Here is a 15,772-nt window from a genome sequence, read left to right as displayed (position 1 = left end):
TTGGGGGACATTTGCGTCTGCTCGCGCGGAGAAGGCTACTTGGCCTTCTCCAGCACCTCGACCAGGCGCCAGCGCTTGGAGGCCGACAGCGGCCGGGTCTCCATCAGCGAGACGCGGTCGCCGATACCGGCGTCACCGTTCTCGTCGTGCGCCTTGACCTTCTTCGTGGTCCGGATGATCTTGCCGTAGAGCGCGTGGCTCTTGCGATCTTCCAGCTCGACCACGATGGTCTTCTGCATCTTGTCGCTCACCACGTAGCCGATGGCGGTCTTGCGACGGCCACGGGTCTCCTCGGTGCGCGGAGTGTGCTTGGGGCCCTTAGTCTCCGCCATTAGCTTTCCTCACCTCCGGGCCCGGAAGCCAGACCCAACTCACGTTCACGCAGCACGGTGTAGACCCGTGCGATCTCCTGGCGCACAGTGCGCAGCCGACGGTTGTTGGCCAGCTGACCGGTCGCCATCTGGAAGCGCAGGTTGAACAGCTCTTCCTTCGACTCGCGCAGCTTGTCCGTCAACTCGCTGTCGGACAGTTCGCGCAGTTCACCAGGCGTAGTTCCCACTGCCATCAGAACTGCTCCTCTCGAGTCACGATGCGTGCCTTGATCGGCAACTTGTGGATCGCCCTGGTAAGGGCGTCCCGGGCGGTCTTCTCGTCCGGGTAGCTGAGCTCGAAGAGCACACGACCGGGCTTGACGTTGGCGACCCACCACTCCGGCGAACCCTTGCCGGAACCCATGCGGGTTTCGGCCGGCTTCTTGGTCAGCGGACGGTCCGGGAAGATGTTGATCCACACCTTGCCGCCACGCTTGATGTGCCGGTTGATGGCGATACGAGCGGACTCGATCTGCCGGTTGGTGATGTAGGCGTGCTCCAGTGCCTGGATGCCGTAGTCACCGAAGCTCACCGACGTGCCGCCGCTGGCGATGCCACGCTGCCGTGGGTGATGCTGCTTGCGGTGCTTGACCTTGCGGGGAATCAGCATGATTAGTTCTCCGTTGCTTCCGGCTTGCCGGAATCAGACCCAGCCGAAGCAGCCGCGGCCTCGGTTGCGGCCGGTGCATCGTCACCGGTCGCGGCGCGGCCGGCCTCGGTGCTCGTCGCCGTGGTGCCCGAGGCACCACTACGACGCGGCCGGGTGCCCGACGGACGCTCACGACGCGGCCGGTCACTGGCCGGCGCGGCGGCGGTGAGCTCACGCTTGCCACCGACGATGTCGCCCTTGTAAATCCACACCTTCACACCGATCCGGCCGAAGGTGGTCTTGGCCTCGTAGAGGCCGTAGTCGATGTCCGCGCGCAGCGTGTGCAGCGGAACCCGACCCTCGCGGTAGAACTCCGACCGGCTCATCTCAGCACCGCCGAGGCGGCCCGAGCACTGCACCCGGATGCCCTTGACGTTCGGCTGACGCATGGCCGACTGGATCGCCTTGCGCATCGCGCGACGGAACGCCACGCGGTTGCTCAGCTGCTCGGCAACACCCTGGGCGACGAGCTGAGCCTGCGACTCAGGGTTCTTCACCTCAAGGATGTTGAGCTGAACCTGCTTACCGGTCAGCTTCTCCAGGTCGGCGCGGATACGGTCGGCCTCGGTGCCGCGGCGGCCGATGACGATGCCGGGACGCGCGGTGTGGATGTCAACGCGGACCCGGTCCCGGGTGCGCTCGATCTCCACATCGGCGATACCGGCGCGCTCCAGACCAGTGGCCAGCAGACGCCGGATGGCGACGTCTTCCTTCACATAGTCCGAGTACTGCTTGTCGGCGTACCAGCGGGACTTCCACTCGGTGGTGATACCGAGCCGGAAACCGTGGGGATTGATCTTCTGGCCCACTACTCCGAGCCTCCCTTCGTCTCGGCCGTGGCCTTCGCGGCAGCGGAAGCCTTGCTGCCCTGAGCACGACGGCTACGCGCCGAGGTAGATGTACCCGCGCCTCCGTTGCTCTTGGGCGGACGGCTCTCCACGATCACGGTGATGTGGCTGGTGCGCTTGCGGATCCGGAACGCACGCCCCTGGGCACGCGGACGGATGCGCTTGGCGGTCGGGCCCTCGTCGGCGGTGATGGTCGCAACCACCAGCGTCGTCGGGTCCAGCCCCTCGTTGTTCTGCGCGTTGGCGGCAGCGCTGGCGATCACCTTGGCGACCGGCTCGCTGGCACCCTGCGGCGCCCACCGCAAGATGTCGAGGGCTTCCTCGACGCTCTTGCCGCGGACCAGATCGATGACGCGGCGGGCCTTGCTGGCCGAGACGCGCACGAAGCGCGCCTTGGCGGTTGCCGACGGGTATTCGATGACATTGCTGACTGTGGTACTCATCGCCGCTTGCTCTTCCGGTCGTCCTTGATGTGACCCTTGAAGGTGCGCGTCGGGGCGAATTCGCCGAGCTTGTGCCCGACCATCGCCTCGGTGACGAACACCGGGACATGCTTGCGGCCGTCATGCACCGCAAACGTATGCCCGATGAAGTCGGGGAGGATGGTCGACCGACGCGACCAGGTCTTGATGACCTGCTTGGTGTTCTTCTCGTTCTGAACGTCGACCTTCTTGAGCAGATGGTCGTCGACGAACGGACCCTTTTTAAGACTACGAGGCATCGCTGCTACTCCTTCCGCGGCCTAGCGCTTCTTGCCGGTGCGCCGGCGACGGACGATGAGCTTGTCGCTCGGCTTGTTGGGCTTGCGGGTGCGGCCCTCGGGCTTGCCCCACGGGCTGACCGGGTGACGGCCACCGGAGGTCTTGCCTTCACCACCACCGTGCGGGTGGTCGACCGGGTTCATCACGACACCACGGACGGTCGGGCGCTTGCCCTTCCACCGCATACGGCCGGCCTTGCCCCAGTTGATGTTCGCCTGCTCGGCGTTGCCGACCTCGCCGACGGTGGCGCGGCAGCGCACGTCGACGCGACGGATCTCACCGGACGGCATACGCAGCGAGGCGTAGGTGCCTTCCTTACCCAGCAGCTGGATGCTCACGCCGGCCGAGCGGGCCAGCTTGGCACCGCCACCGGGCCGCAGCTCCACAGCGTGGATCACGGTGCCGGCGGGGATGTTGCGCAGCGGCAGGTTGTTGCCCGGCTTGATGTCGGCGTTGGCGCCCGACTCGATCACGTCGCCCTGCTTGATGCCCTGCGGCGCGATGATGTAGCGCTTCTCGCCGTCCAGGAAGTGGAGCAGCGCGATGTTGGCCGTGCGGTTGGGGTCGTACTCGATGTGCGCGACCTTGGCGTCGACGCCGTCCTTGTCGTGACGACGGAAGTCGATGACGCGGTAGGCGCGCTTGTGGCCACCACCCTTGTGCCGGGTGGTGATCCGGCCATGGGCGTTACGACCACCCTTGCCGTGCAGCGGGCGAATCAGCGATTTCTCCGGAGTCGAGCGAGTGATCTCGGCGAAATCGGAGACGCTGGCACCGCGACGACCCGGGGTCGTCGGCTTGTACTTGCGAATTCCCATATCAGTTAAATCCTCTTAGTTCCCGGCCGTTACGCCGGGGCTCCGAACAGGTCGATCGGCTTGCTGCCGGCGGCCAGGGTGACGATGGCGCGCTTGGTGTCCTTGCGCTTGCCGAAGCCCGAGCGGGTGCGCTTGCGCTTGCCCTGCCGGTTGGCGGTGTTCACCGAGCTCACCTTGACGTCGAAGATCTTCTCGATCGCGATCTTGATCTGCGTCTTGTTGGAGTCCGGATGCACGATGAACGTGTACACGTTGTCCTCGATCAGCCCGTACGACTTCTCCGAGATGACCGGGGCCAGGATGATGTCGCGGGGGTCGGTCACGGTAGCCATCAGGCCGACACCTCCTCTTTCTTCGTGTTGGCCTCGATGTAGGCGTTCAGAGCCTCGACCGAGAACACCACGTCGTCAGCGTTGAGCACGTCGTAGGTGTTCAGCTGATCCGGCGAGATCACGTGCACACCAGGCAGGTTGCGAACGCTGCGGGCGCCGACCTCATCGGTGCGGCCGATGACGACGAGAACCTTCCTGCTTTTGGCCGTGTTCTCGGCAACCAGCGTGCCCAGGAACGCCTTGGCGCTCTTGGTCGACGGGGTCTGGCCCTCGACCAGCTCGGTGATCGCGTGGATCCGCTCGTTGCGGGCCCGGTCCGACAGCGCACCGCGCAGGGCGGCGGCGATCATCTTCTTCGGGGTCCGCTGGCTGTAGTCGCGCGGCTGCGGGCCGTGGACGATGCCACCACCGGTGAACTGCGGTGCGCGGGTCGAACCCTGACGCGCCCGGCCGGTGCCCTTCTGCCGGTACGGCTTCTTGCCGCCACCGGAGACCTCACCGCGGGTCTTCGTCGAGTGGGTGCCCTGGCGCTTGGCGGCCAACTGAGCGTTGACGACCTGGTGCATCAGAGCAATGTTGGGTTCGACGTCGAACAGCGCGGCGGGCAGCTCGATGGAGCCGTCCTTCTTGCCGGCCGGGGTCTTGACGTCAATCTTCAAAGTCATTACTTCTCGCCTCGCTTGATTGCGCTGCGGACAACCACCAGACCACCGTTGCGTCCGGGGATGGCGCCCTTGATCAACAGCACGCCGTTCTCGGCATCGACCTTGTGAACCTTCAGGTTCTGCGTGGTCACCCGGTCGTTACCCATGCGGCCCGACATCCGGGTGCCCTTGAACACGCGGCCCGGGGTGGCGCAGCCACCGATGGAGCCGGGACGACGGTGCACCGCCTGGGCACCGTGGGCGGCGCCCTGGCCGGCGAAGCCATGACGCTTCATGGTGCCGGCGAAGCCCTTGCCCTTGCTGGTGCCGGTCACGTCGACGTAAGCACCGTCGGCGAAGATCTCGGCGGTCAGCTCCTGGCCCACCTCGTACTCGGCGGCGGCGGCCTCGTCGACCCGCAGCTCGGCCAGGTGGCGGCGCGGGTTGACACCCGCGGCGGCGTACTGACCGGTGACGGGCTTGTTGACCTTGCGCGGGCTGATCTCGCCATAGGCGAGCTGCACGGCGCTGTAGCCGTCACGCTCGGGGGTGCGGATAAGGGTCACCACGTTGGGGCCGGCTTTCACGACCGTCACCGGGACGACTTTGTTGTTCTCATCGAACACCTGCGTCATGCCCAGCTTGGTGCCCAAAATGCCACGCCGCGGAGCGGCAGAACTAGCACTGTTAGCCATTTCTGTTCTCCTACTGGATGTTGACGTCGACACTGGCCGGCAGATCGATGCGCATGAGCGCGTCAACCGTCTTCGGCGTCGGGTCGAGGATGTCGATCAGTCGCTTGTGGGTGCGCATTTCGAAATGCTCCCGCGAGTCCTTGTACTTGTGCGGCGACCGAATCACGCAGTACACGTTCTTCTCGGTCGGCAGCGGCACGGGGCCCACCACACTGGCACCGGTACGGGTGACCGTCTCGACGATCTTGCGCGCCGAGGCATCAATGGCCTCATGGTCGTAGGCCTTGAGCCTGATGCGGATCTTCTGTCCCGCCACGCTTCTCCTACCTCTACTTCGTACATCGGCCGGCCGTATCGGAGTCTCGATGGGAATCCCACCGAAAGCCCGTCGGGCCTGGTGCCCCGGCGCGGGTGCGCCGAGAATTGCCGCCGCTGTTTACCTGTCTATGGTCCACCGACCCCCGCGGTCGGGCGTGTCGCCTTCTCGCACACTTTCTCGCCCTGGGAATCAGTCGCGATCTAGTGTTGGGACCGGATGCGCCCGTGGGGGCGCCGGTCGTTTGCCCGGCCAGAAATACCCGGCTCAAGGCAACCCGAACAGTATGCCCTAGATCGGGGCGTCCTCCAAATCCGCGATCGAGCAGGTAGGGGGCCATCGGCGCGGGCGGGAAAAACAGCGTTCGAGATCCGGGTTTCCCAGCGATTTTCGCGTGCCGTCGGCCAGATCGCCGCACGCGGTCCCCGCGGATGAAGCGCCATGGCGGAAAATCCCGCTTCCGACCGCCACAGCGCTTCGCACGCGAGGGGCCCAGCCCGTTTCACCGAACTTACTTTTGAGTAAGGTATGGCCCCATGACGCAGCCCAGCCCCACGTATCGCGCCTGGAAGAAGATGTCACCACTGCCCGGCGGCACGTGGGCGTTTTCGGCCGCCGCCATGGCCCGGGTGCCGTATTTCGCGTCGATCCTGCCCCACGTCGTCCGCATGGAGCCGGGACTGGCCGAGGTGACGGTGCCGAAGTGGTTCTACGTCTACAACCACCTGCACACCGTGCACGCCATCGCGTCGTGCAACGCCGCCGAGATGGCGATGGGCATGCTCATGGAGGCCACGGTGCCCACCACGCACCGCTGGATCCCCAAGGCGATGAATGTGCAATACCTGGCCAAGGCCACCACCTCGCTGCGGGCCAGAGCCGAACTCGCGCCGCCGGACTTCGGTGCGATCACCGAGGGCACCGACATCGTGGTGCCGGTCAGCATCACCGACCGCCATGGCGTCGAGGTGGTGCATGCCGACATCACCACCTGGGTGACACCGGTCTGAGCGGGCTAATCCAGATACGTGCCGTGACCTTCGCGCACCAGGGCACCGTCGAACAACAGCACCTCGTTGACCAACCCGCCGTTCTGATTGGGGTAGTGGATCACCAGGGCCGATTCGCCGCGGTAGGTGGCCAGCACCTCGAACTGCAGATCCGGCATACCCGTCAGCGCCGTCGACCAGTAATGACGCAGCGCATCCTTACCGCGCACCACACCCCCGGTCTCCGGGAACAATCGTGCTGCCACCGGTGAGCTGAACACCACGTCATCGTGGAAATGCGCCAGCACCGCGTCCACGTCGTGCGCGTTCCACGCACTCACCCACTCGTGTGCGAAGGCCTGTGGATCCGGTGTCGCCATCGGGTTCATTTCTCCTTCAGCTCCGCCCAGAACGGGCATTGATGAACGTGCGGATAGTCATTGTCGACACGACTCCCCTCGGCCTGCAACGACATTCGGCCCCCGCTGAACTCGGGCCAGTCCGGCTGACCGTCCACCGCGGGCTCACCGGCCCGCACGAATGCGCTCCAGTAGTCGATCATCTGGTTTGAGAGCTGTTGCTGGGCCGGGTTCAGCGGTGGTGCCCCACCGACATCGAACAGATAGCGAAGCTCAAGTGAGTGACTGGCGCCGACCGGGAAGGGCAGCGTCCGCATGACCTCGGGAGCGGGGGCGGAGCGATCGTTGAACTCGTAGGCGTAGACCGGCGCAACGCGCGCCAGCTCACCGGCTGCCCGTTCCGACACGCAGGCAAACGCACCATCGGTGACGGCCGCCGAATACGCCTGCGCCACACCGCCGTAGCGATCGATCGGATAGTGTGCGGCGACGGCCGCAGCGTCGGAGCCGAACGTCTCCACCAGCAACCTCGGGTAGTCCGCCGGGACGTAGCGCTGACCTTGCCGCAGGTAGCGCAATGCCACGAAGAGGGTGAACTCGTCGCGGGTGGTGCCGATGAGCAGCGGCACCGGGGCCGCCAGGCCGGCACCGAAAGCCGCCAACGGAGGCTGGGGAATCGCTGCCGAGCCGGTGACCGGACCGGTCAACTCGTCACTTCCGATATTGAAGTACCACACGGGTTTCCGCACGCTGTCGACCGGCAGGGCGCGTAGGCACATGGCGGCGGTCGCCGGATCAGGGCATCCGGCCGCGGCCGCGTAATCGAGCGAGCGGCGGGTCGCGACGGCCAGACCGGCCTGCGCCTGACACGGCGCACTCATCAGGATCGCTGCGCGGAACAGCCCTGCCGAACCCGGTGAGACCAGATGGTCGCACACCGACATTCCTCCGGCGGATTCACCGGCGACAGTGACCTTTTCCGGATCGCCGCCGAAATCGGCGATGTTGTCCCGCACCCACCGCAGCGCCGCCTGCTGGTCGGCCAGACCGTAGTTGCCGACATCGCCGCCGGCCCCGAGGGCCGGGTGAGCGAGGAACCCCAGGGTGCCGAGCCGGTAGTTGATCGTCACCACGACGATGCCGCCGCGCGCAGCGAGCCGCCCCGCGTCGTAGATACCGCTGCTGCCGCCGGCGAACCCGCCGCCGTGAATCCACACCATCACCGGGCGCTTCTCCTGCGAGACCGGCGGCGTCCAGACATTCAGGTTCAGGCAGTCTTCAGCGGTGTTGGCTCCGCGTTCGGGATCCAAATCCGGGTCTTGGACACACCGCGGCCCGGGTACGGTGGCGTCGCGCTCCCCCGCCCAACCCGGCGCGGGGGCCGGTACGGCGAACCGCCGGGGGCCCACCGGTGCGGCGGCATACGGGATCCCGGCGAACAGCCGATGGTCGGATGTCACTGTGCCGCGAAGGGTTCCGGCCGCGGTGCGCACCAGCGCCGGGTCCGGCCCCTGGACGCGCCCGGACGGAACACCGGTCGGCCGGCCGGGCGTCACCGCGTGGCCGCCACCTTGCGCACAGCCTCCCACCAGCATCGCCAGCACAGCCAGCAATGCGACGACGCAACGCCCCGACCGCATGGCTGCGAGCGTACGGGGCGGATCGACAAAATCAGCTCCCTTACGTGGCGGCGATCACATATGGTGGGAATTGACACCCGTCAAGTACCCGCCCCGGGAGGAGTCTGTATGAGCGCGCCGACGATGGACGAAGCCGCGAAGGTGCTCGCCGATCCGACGGCTTACGCCGACGATTCGCGGCTGCACACCGCGCTGACCCATTTGCGCGCCAACAATCCCGTGGCCTGGGTGGACAATCGGCCCTACCGACCGTTCTGGGCGATCACCAAGCACGCCGACATCATGGCCGTCGAGCGGGACAACGAGCTGTTCATCAGCGAGCCTCGGCCGCTGCTGGCCACCGCGGCCGCCGACGATCTGGCCAAACAGCAGCTCGAGGCAGGCATGGGCCTGCGCACCCTGATCCACATGGACGACCCACACCACCGCAAGGTGCGAGCCATCGGCGCAGATTGGTTCCGCCCCAAGGCGATGCGAGCCCTCAAGGTGCGGGTCGACGAGCTAGCCAAACGCTATGTCGACAAGATGCGGGACATCGGACCCGAATGCGACTTCGTCACCGCGATCGCCGTGGACTTCCCGCTCTACGTGATCATGTCGCTACTCGGCCTGCCCGAAGAGGACTTCGGCCGCATGCACATGCTGACCCAGGAGATGTTCGGTGGCGACGATGACGAGTACAAGCGCGACGGAGGATCCCTGGAAGACCAGCTCGCCGTCTTGATGGACTTCTTCGCTTACTTCTCGACGCTCACCGCGTCACGGCGCGCCAACCCGACCGAGGATCTCGCGTCGGCCATCGCCAACGGCACCATCGACGGGGAACCGCTGTCCGATGTCGACACCGCGTCCTATTACGTCATCGTCGCCAGCGCCGGACACGACACCACCAAGGACGCGATCTCGGGCGGACTGCACGCACTCATCGAGAATCCGGACCAGCTGGCCAAGCTGCAGGCGCAGCCCGAACTGATGGGCACCGCGGTCGAGGAGATGATCCGCTGGTCCACCCCGGTCAAGGAGTTCATGCGGACCGCCACGGCCGACACCGTGGTGCGCGGCACACCGATCGCCAAGGGCGACTCCGTCTACCTGGCCTACGTCTCGGGAAACCGCGATGAGGACGTGTTCAACGACCCGCACCGCTTCGATGTCGCCCGGGATCCGAACAAGCACTTGGCATTCGGCTATGGCGTGCACTTCTGCCTGGGCGCGGCGCTGGCCCGGATGGAGATGAACAGCTTGTTCACCGAGCTGATGAGCCGGCTGGACTCCATCGAATTGGCCGGAACCCCAGAGCTTTCCGCGACCACGTTCGTCGGCGGGCTCAAGCACCTGCCGGTTCGTTACTCGTTGCGCTGAGGGCCCGGCCTTTGCGGGTCTCGCAGGTGGGTGGCCAGGAAGCCATCCACCGCGGTCCGCACGCATGAGGCGTAGTCGAATTCAGACACCGTGCTGAGCTTGCCCAACACGATCGGGCCCAGCAGCAGCGCGGCGGCCTGCGTACGATCCACCTCGCCGAGCTCGGCGAGAGCGTCGGGGCTGTCGAAGATGGCCTCGAACGGCTTCGCATACTGCTCGGCCACCCGCTCACGCAACGTCCGCACCTCGGCACTGTCGCCGGTCCGCCAGGGCAGCTTCTCCAGGTCGCCACCCAGTGCCAACCACGACAGCGCGGTGATGCTGATCGGCGCCTCGGCGATCGAATCGGCCTGCGCCTGAACCAGCGCGATCAGCCGGTCACGCAGCGTTCCCTCCGCGGGCGGCATCGGCGCGGCCGGGATGAGGGCGCGAAATGCCGCTGCCAGCAGATCATTTCCGCTCGGAAAGTGGCGGTACAACGTCGCCCTGGCCACATTGGCCTGCTTGGTGACCGCATCGACGGTGACCGCGCTGGGTCCGCCCGATCGCAACAGCGCCGTCGCCGCCTCCAGCAGCCTGGCCCGGGACCGGGCCGGGCGCGGGTCACCGCTCTCGGCAGTCATTCGCCGTCACCTCCATAAAAGAGACTTACCATCTCGCTCCGAGACTGTTAGTCTCAAAACTTCATCGACGGAGGGGGCCAAGCATGTCCGACACCCTCGTCGAGCCCAGCCAGGATATCGACCCGGGCATGGCGGATCTGACGATCAAGCAGCGGTACTGGCTGCTCGCAGTTGCCTGCATGGACGTTTCGATCGTGATCGCATCGATGGTGGCGCTCAATGCCGCACTCCCCGACATCGCCCGCCAGACCTCAGCCACCCAGACCCAACTCACCTGGGTGATCGACGGGTACACCCTGGTGCTGGCCTGCCTGCTGTTGCCGGCCGGGGCGATAGGCGACCGCTACGGCCGCCGCGGAGCCCTGCTGACCGGCCTCGCGGTCTTCGTCCTGGCCTCGGCCGCGCCACTGGTATTCGACGCCCCGGCACAACTGATCGCAGCGCGCGCGGTCGCCGGGGCGGGTGCGGCCTTCATCATGCCGGCCACCCTGTCGCTGCTGACCGCGGCTTTTCCAAAGACGGAGCGCAACAAAGCGGTTGGCATCTGGGCCGGCGTCGTCGGGTCGGGAGCCATCGTGGGCTTCCTGGTCACCGGTGGCTTGCTGCACTTCTGGCCATGGCAGTCCATCTTCGCCACCTTCGTCGTCGCCGGTGCGGGGCTGTTCGTCCTCACCTGCACCGTGCCGTCCTCGCGCGACGAGAACAGCGCTCCAGTGGATTGGCTCGGGGCCATCCTGATCGGTGCTGCGGTGGCCGTCTTCGTGCTGGGCGTGGTGGAGGCCCCAAGCCGGGGTTGGACGCATCCGATGGTGTGGGGCTGCATGTGCGCCGGTGTCGCCCTGGCCGCCGCGTTCACCGTGGTTCAACTCAGACAACGGCACCCATTGCTGGACGTTCGACTGTTCGGAAAACCCGACTTCGCGACCGGCGCCGTGGGCGTGACATTCCTGTTCTTCGTGAACTTCGGCTACTTCTACGTCAGCATGCAATACATCCAGCTGGTGATGGGCTACAGCCCGATTCAAACCGCAATCGCGTTGTGCCCGTTGGCTGTACCGCTGCTGATCCTCAGTGCCACCACCCACTTATATCTGCCGCGGCTCGGCCTGCGAGCATGCGTGTTCATCGGACTCTTGGTGATCTCGGTGGGCCTGCTGTGCATGCGTTGGCTCGACATCGACTCCAGCTATCCGCAATACGCCTGGCCGTTACTGATCATGAGCGTCGGCATCGGATTATGCACGGCGCCGACGACATCGGCCATCATGGGTGCGGTCCCCGACGAGAAGCAAGGGGTGGCGTCCGCGGTCAACGACACCACCCGGGAGGTGGGGGCCGCCCTGGGCATCGCGGTGGCGGGCTCGATCCTGGCCGCCCACTACCAGAATCAGTTGCTACCCAAGCTGACCGGACTGCCGACCGAAGTGCGCGAGCCGATCCTCAGCTCATTGGCCGAAGCCCTTGCCGTGACACCACGGCTCGGCCCGCAGGGCGAGGCCGTCGCCGGACTGGCCAAGCGCGCGTTCCTCGACGCGACGAACTCCGCTCTGCTGGTGATGGCGGTGGTACTCACGGTGGCCGCAGTGTTCGTCGGAGTCTGGGCACCGGGCCGCGACGGTGAACAACTCCGGATCGTCCGGAGACTCAGGACGCGACGAACTCCGCCGCCCGATGACCGATCATGGCAATGGTCGCGTGCGGGCCGCGGCTGGTGATGGCCGGCATGATCGACCCGTCGACGACCCACAGGCCCTCAACGCCCAGCACCCGGCACATCGGATCGAGCACTGCCTGCGCCCCGGCCCCCATCGGCGCGGTGCCCGCCAGATGCTGCGATGTCGACCACGATGCCTCACCGACTTCGGTTGCACCACTGACTAATTCGCGGGCCAGCGCAGAACCCCGGCGCAGGGCGTCGACATCGGCCGCCACCGTGTCGTAGCGGTGTTCGATGATCGGCGCCACCATCGGGTCCGGCGAAACCAACCGGACCCGTCCGCGAGAATGCGGACGCATCAGCGCCACCCCGAGGTGCGGAAGCTCGGCAGGGTCGTGTCCTGGACCGTGCACCATGGCCGCGAAGCCGGCCGTGTACGGTCGCACCTCGATGCCGTCCGAAGTGGTCAGGACCGCCTCCAGGGGAGGCAGGTCATGGGTGGGCACCCACGAGACCGGAAGCACCCATTCCGGGTGGTCTACCGTGTGCATCCCGACCGGCAAGCCGGCCACCACCCCGACGCCCAGCGGCTCGAGATCGGACGCCGGCCCGACGCCCGACAGCAGCAGCAGATGCGCTGACCCAATCGCACCGGAACACAGCACAATTCGATCGGCGTGCAGAACAGAACCGTCCGTACAGGACACCCCGACCGCCCGGTTCGCGCGGAACAACACGCGATGGACCCGGGTGTCGGCCCGGAGCTCGAGATTGGGCCGCTCCAGCGCCGGTTTCAGGTAGGCACCACCGGGCCCAACCCTGGTGCCGCCGTTGATGTTCAGCGGGACCGCGCCCACACCGGCCGGCAAGGCGGCGCCGGCGTCCGAGCCGTTCAGGTCCTCGATCCACCCGAATCCTGAGCGTGTCGCAGCGTCGACGAATGAAGCTGTGCAACCGTCGAATTCACGCACCCGGCGGACCGTGATCGGGCCGCGGTCCCCATGCAGCGAGGTGCCGAAATCCAGGTCCGTCTCGATGGCGCGGAAATGCGGCAGCACATCGTCCCAAGCCCAGCCAGGCACCGCCCAGGCATCGAAATCCGTCGGCAACCCCCGGCAGAAGTAACCACCGTTGACGGCACCGGAACCACCCACGACCGCCCCGCGCATGATCTGGGTGGGCCGCGGCGGGTTCTCCGTCAGCACCGACGCATAGTGGCGTACCACCGAGCTGGCGGCCCCGATCGGCAACCGCAGGGCGTCGGTGATCTGCGCTTCCACCCGAGGGTCGCTGGGCGCCGGACCCGACTCGACAACGGTGACGTTGCAGCTGGGATCGCTGGAAAGCCGTTCAGCCAGAACCGAACCGGCGCTTCCGGCGCCGACGATCAGGACGTCCCGCACGCGAGTAGGACTAGATGGCAGCTGCAACTGGTTTAGCTCCGCAGCTGCGGCTTGAGGGCACCGAGCTGGCGTTCCCGCACCACCCCGGTCCACAGGCCTACCCCGTAGGCCAGATCGTCCAGGCGCTTGAGCAGGATATGAGCCAGCAGGCCGACCGGCTTGGTGTCGTCGTCGGCATTGCCGCGCCGGCTCGCCCAGTCCACCACGCCGTCGAGCACCGCGGCCACCACGACCGCGTGTCTGGCCCGCCGGCACAGCAGGGCGGCGATCAAGGCAACGGGCCAGTAGTGGCGGCAGATCGCCGAACACAACTGCAGGGCCGCCGACCACAGTCCGCGTGCGGTCACCGCGGCGACCTCGGTGGGTTCGGTGTCGACGGTACTGAGGGAGCGTGCGATGCGCCTGCCGGTGACGATCGCGATCACCACGGAGCCCAGATAGCCGAAGCACGACCCCATGGCCAGGAACAGCCACACCATCAACGTCCACCCGGAGATCACCACGGGGGCGGTCTTACCTGGGTGCCGGACACTCAGCGGTGCCGCCGAGGTCCCGTAGAAAGCCTTGCGGTTGAACCACTCTCGCAGATCTGTCCGGTGGTCGTGCGCCACCAGCGCAATCGGCTCGTACCGCAGCCGGGCTCCCGACTCGATCAGACGCCAGCACAGGTCCACGTCCTCACCGGACTGCATGGTCTCGTCGAATCCCCCCACCGCGGCCAGCGCCGATCGCCGGCCGATGATGGCAGCGCTCGGCACGTAGGACACCGGGCCATACGGCACCACCGGCGCCTCGCGCACCCCGAGATCCAACGACGAACGCACCGCCTCGTACCGGGCCACCACATTGTCGGCGGTGTGCAGACCGACGATGCGCGGAGCCACCAGAGCCACCGCCGGGTCGCAGAAGTGTCCGAGCAACGCCTCCAGCCACCCGCGCCGGGGCACCACGTCGGAGTCGAGGAACGCCACGAAGTCGGTCTCGGACGCCTCCAGACCGGTGTTGCGAGCGGCCGCCGGACCGTTGCTACGGAGGTGCCGCAGTACCTGCACGTCGCAATGCATCCCGGCGAACTCCGATTGCGCGACGGGCACCGCCGAGCCGTCGTCGACCACGATCACCCGTAGCCCCCGCAGCGCGGTGATCAGCCGATGCAGACCGGATACGTTGTCGCGCACCGGGATAACCACCGTCACGTCCCGATGCGACGGCCCACTGGGCGGACGAGGATGGGCGACGGTGGCGTCGAGCAAAGTCCGCGCCAGTTGCGCGCTCTGGGCGTCGTGCACCTCCAGGCGGCCACCGTTGAGCATGGTCCGCGCCGTCGGCGCCAGCCGCAGCAACCGAGTCGGCGACCCGCCGAGCAGCGCCGCGCCGGACCCGAGCACCTTGACACGGCGGTCCACCTGCACGGCGAAACCGTCGGGCAGCCTGGGTCCGGTCATGTCAGTAATCCGTTCCGGTCGGGCTGCCACCGCCTAATGCGACCGGCGCAGCCGTTGACCATTTCAGCAAAGATACGCTCCCCTTCGACAGCCGTGGCGGTTGTCGGGTCACCGAGTACCCCGGCTTCGCTGACGGCCGCGATTCCGCCACTGCGCATCGCAGGCATCAGCTCGGCCAGCGGGGCCGTGTTCCCCGCAGTCAGATCATCGGTCCAGACATCGCCAGGCGAAATATGTAGCAATACAGATGTTTCGGTATGCCCCGCGTGGGCGTCGGCCCCCGTGGCGATGCACGGAACCCAGCCAACGTCGCGGCCCTCCTGGCGCAACAGGGCCACCGCAGCGACCAGCGCCTCCACATTTCCACCGTGACCGTTGACGTAGACGAGCCTGCCGGCCCAGCTCGAGGCCGAGCGTCCGTACTCCACCAGCAACGACCGCAAAGCGGCCGTGCCGATCGATATCGTGCCGGGGAATCCCTCGTGCTCGCCGCTGGCCCCGTAATAAACCGGCGGGGCGACCATCCAGTCTCCGGTCGAGGCGTCGTCGAGCTGCTCGAGGACCTCGTGGGCGACAGCCGTCGCGATGCGCGTGTCGGTGTCCAGGGGCAGGTGCGGACCATGTTGCTCGGTTGAGCCCACCGGGATGATCAACATTGGCGACATGCTGCGTAGCTGTCTCGACGTTGAGTTCCCGAGCCCGCTGGGGAAAGCCACGTGCCGATCGTAGGCCGAATTCACCTACTGTGCGCCAATTGTTGGAGCACGAGCAGCAATTGATTTACCTTAGCTTTCTCCGACACCGGCCATGACCATCACGTACGCCTCTTCTGCCACCCCTGTCACGTCCCCGGCCGCGAC

General features: G+C 66.7%; 19 protein-coding genes and 1 pseudogene. 3 read left to right on the top strand and 17 right to left on the bottom strand.

Going from position 1 to position 15,772, the window contains the following annotated elements; genetic code table 11:
* Positions 1 to 35 precede the first annotated feature (35 nt).
* The 11 genes and pseudogenes from rpsQ to rpsJ all read right to left on the bottom strand — a co-directional run bounded on the left by rpsQ (position 36) and on the right by rpsJ (position 5,434).
* Positions 36 to 332 (bottom strand): 30S ribosomal protein S17, encoded by a 297-nt coding sequence (gene rpsQ, locus E0T84_RS05135; RefSeq protein WP_070186335.1) that lies wholly within the window; start codon positions 330 to 332, stop codon positions 36 to 38.
* The gene (rpmC, locus tag E0T84_RS05130; RefSeq protein WP_070186336.1) at positions 332 to 565 is read right to left on the bottom strand and encodes a 50S ribosomal protein L29; all 234 of its coding nucleotides are present in this window, start codon (positions 563 to 565) and stop codon (positions 332 to 334) included. Before rpmC ends, rpsQ begins: the two co-directional genes overlap by 1 nt.
* On the bottom strand, positions 565 to 981 hold the full coding sequence (gene rplP / locus E0T84_RS05125; protein WP_070186337.1) for a 50S ribosomal protein L16: 417 nt from the start codon (positions 979 to 981) through the stop codon (positions 565 to 567). The genes rpmC and rplP overlap by 1 nt, the downstream gene beginning before the upstream one ends.
* Before the next feature lie 2 nt (positions 982 to 983).
* Positions 984 to 1,829, bottom strand: coding sequence for a 30S ribosomal protein S3 (gene rpsC / locus E0T84_RS05120; protein WP_070186338.1), 846 nt, complete (start codon positions 1,827 to 1,829; stop codon positions 984 to 986).
* Positions 1,830 to 1,843: 14 nt separating this feature from the next.
* Positions 1,844 to 2,311: pseudogene (gene rplV, locus E0T84_RS05115) on the bottom strand (50S ribosomal protein L22); the annotation flags it as partial.
* The gene (gene rpsS / locus E0T84_RS05110) at positions 2,308 to 2,589 is read right to left on the bottom strand and encodes a 30S ribosomal protein S19 (RefSeq protein ID WP_003883480.1); all 282 of its coding nucleotides are present in this window, start codon (positions 2,587 to 2,589) and stop codon (positions 2,308 to 2,310) included. The gene rpsS and the pseudogene rplV, both read right to left, overlap by 4 nt.
* A 21-nt stretch (positions 2,590 to 2,610) precedes the next feature.
* On the bottom strand, positions 2,611 to 3,447 hold the full coding sequence (gene rplB, locus E0T84_RS05105) for a 50S ribosomal protein L2 (RefSeq protein ID WP_070186340.1): 837 nt from the start codon (positions 3,445 to 3,447) through the stop codon (positions 2,611 to 2,613).
* A gap of 29 nt (positions 3,448 to 3,476) precedes the next feature.
* Positions 3,477 to 3,779, bottom strand: a complete 303-nt coding sequence (gene rplW, locus E0T84_RS05100; protein WP_070186341.1) for a 50S ribosomal protein L23 — start codon at positions 3,777 to 3,779, stop codon at positions 3,477 to 3,479.
* Positions 3,779 to 4,444, bottom strand: a complete 666-nt coding sequence (gene rplD / locus E0T84_RS05095; protein ID WP_138743966.1) for a 50S ribosomal protein L4 — start codon at positions 4,442 to 4,444, stop codon at positions 3,779 to 3,781. The genes rplW and rplD overlap by 1 nt, the downstream gene beginning before the upstream one ends.
* The gene (rplC, locus tag E0T84_RS05090) at positions 4,444 to 5,118 is read right to left on the bottom strand and encodes a 50S ribosomal protein L3 (protein WP_070186343.1); all 675 of its coding nucleotides are present in this window, start codon (positions 5,116 to 5,118) and stop codon (positions 4,444 to 4,446) included. The genes rplD and rplC overlap by 1 nt, the downstream gene beginning before the upstream one ends.
* 10 nt (positions 5,119 to 5,128) lie before the next feature.
* Entirely contained in the window at positions 5,129 to 5,434 is a 306-nt protein-coding gene (rpsJ, locus tag E0T84_RS05085; protein ID WP_003883485.1) for a 30S ribosomal protein S10, read from the bottom strand.
* 536 nt (positions 5,435 to 5,970) lie between these two features.
* Between rpsJ and E0T84_RS05080 the strand changes: the two genes are divergently transcribed.
* Complete coding sequence (locus E0T84_RS05080) at positions 5,971 to 6,444, top strand: hotdog fold domain-containing protein (RefSeq protein ID WP_070186344.1); 474 nt, start codon at positions 5,971 to 5,973, stop codon at positions 6,442 to 6,444.
* Between the two features lie 5 nt (positions 6,445 to 6,449).
* On the opposite strand, the gene E0T84_RS05075 is transcribed toward E0T84_RS05080, so the two are convergent.
* Together E0T84_RS05075 and E0T84_RS05070 are read right to left on the bottom strand one after the other, a co-directional pair.
* Complete coding sequence (locus E0T84_RS05075) at positions 6,450 to 6,803, bottom strand: nuclear transport factor 2 family protein (RefSeq protein ID WP_249383578.1); 354 nt, start codon at positions 6,801 to 6,803, stop codon at positions 6,450 to 6,452.
* A gap of 5 nt (positions 6,804 to 6,808) precedes the next feature.
* Entirely contained in the window at positions 6,809 to 8,422 is a 1,614-nt protein-coding gene (locus E0T84_RS05070; protein WP_138743964.1) for a carboxylesterase/lipase family protein, read from the bottom strand.
* 108 nt (positions 8,423 to 8,530) lie between these two features.
* Here E0T84_RS05070 and E0T84_RS05065 point away from each other — a divergent pair, with 108 nt between their 5' ends.
* Entirely contained in the window at positions 8,531 to 9,784 is a 1,254-nt protein-coding gene (locus tag E0T84_RS05065; protein WP_070186346.1) for a cytochrome P450, read from the top strand.
* On the opposite strand, the gene E0T84_RS05060 is transcribed toward E0T84_RS05065, so the two are convergent.
* Positions 9,769 to 10,407: a TetR/AcrR family transcriptional regulator gene (locus E0T84_RS05060; protein ID WP_070944298.1), complete on the bottom strand. Its 639-nt coding sequence runs from the start codon at positions 10,405 to 10,407 to the stop codon at positions 9,769 to 9,771. The two genes, E0T84_RS05065 and E0T84_RS05060, sit on opposite strands and share 16 nt — an antisense overlap.
* Before the next feature lie 83 nt (positions 10,408 to 10,490).
* Between E0T84_RS05060 and E0T84_RS05055 the strand changes: the two genes are divergently transcribed.
* Positions 10,491 to 12,122 (top strand): MFS transporter, encoded by a 1,632-nt coding sequence (locus E0T84_RS05055; RefSeq protein ID WP_070186348.1) that lies wholly within the window; start codon positions 10,491 to 10,493, stop codon positions 12,120 to 12,122.
* On the opposite strand, the gene mftG is transcribed toward E0T84_RS05055, so the two are convergent.
* The 3 genes from mftG to mftE are packed head-to-tail and all read right to left on the bottom strand — an operon-like array spanning position 12,052 to position 15,652.
* Positions 12,052 to 13,467, bottom strand: a complete 1,416-nt coding sequence (gene mftG, locus E0T84_RS05050) for a mycofactocin system GMC family oxidoreductase MftG (RefSeq protein WP_070186349.1) — start codon at positions 13,465 to 13,467, stop codon at positions 12,052 to 12,054. The two genes, E0T84_RS05055 and mftG, sit on opposite strands and share 71 nt — an antisense overlap.
* Before the next feature lie 32 nt (positions 13,468 to 13,499).
* On the bottom strand, positions 13,500 to 14,912 hold the full coding sequence (mftF, locus tag E0T84_RS05045; protein ID WP_070186350.1) for a mycofactocin biosynthesis glycosyltransferase MftF: 1,413 nt from the start codon (positions 14,910 to 14,912) through the stop codon (positions 13,500 to 13,502).
* Positions 14,909 to 15,652 (bottom strand): mycofactocin biosynthesis peptidyl-dipeptidase MftE, encoded by a 744-nt coding sequence (mftE, locus tag E0T84_RS05040; protein WP_075910222.1) that lies wholly within the window; start codon positions 15,650 to 15,652, stop codon positions 14,909 to 14,911. Before mftE ends, mftF begins: the two co-directional genes overlap by 4 nt.
* Positions 15,653 to 15,772: the final 120 nt, after the last annotated feature.

The organism is Mycobacterium sp. DBP42 (assembly GCF_005924235.1).
In the GTDB taxonomy this organism is placed as follows: Bacteria; Actinomycetota; Actinomycetes; order Mycobacteriales; family Mycobacteriaceae; genus Mycobacterium; species Mycobacterium syngnathidarum.
Note: the sequence above shows the minus strand (reverse complement) of the source record. Positions and strands in the feature narration are given on the sequence as shown.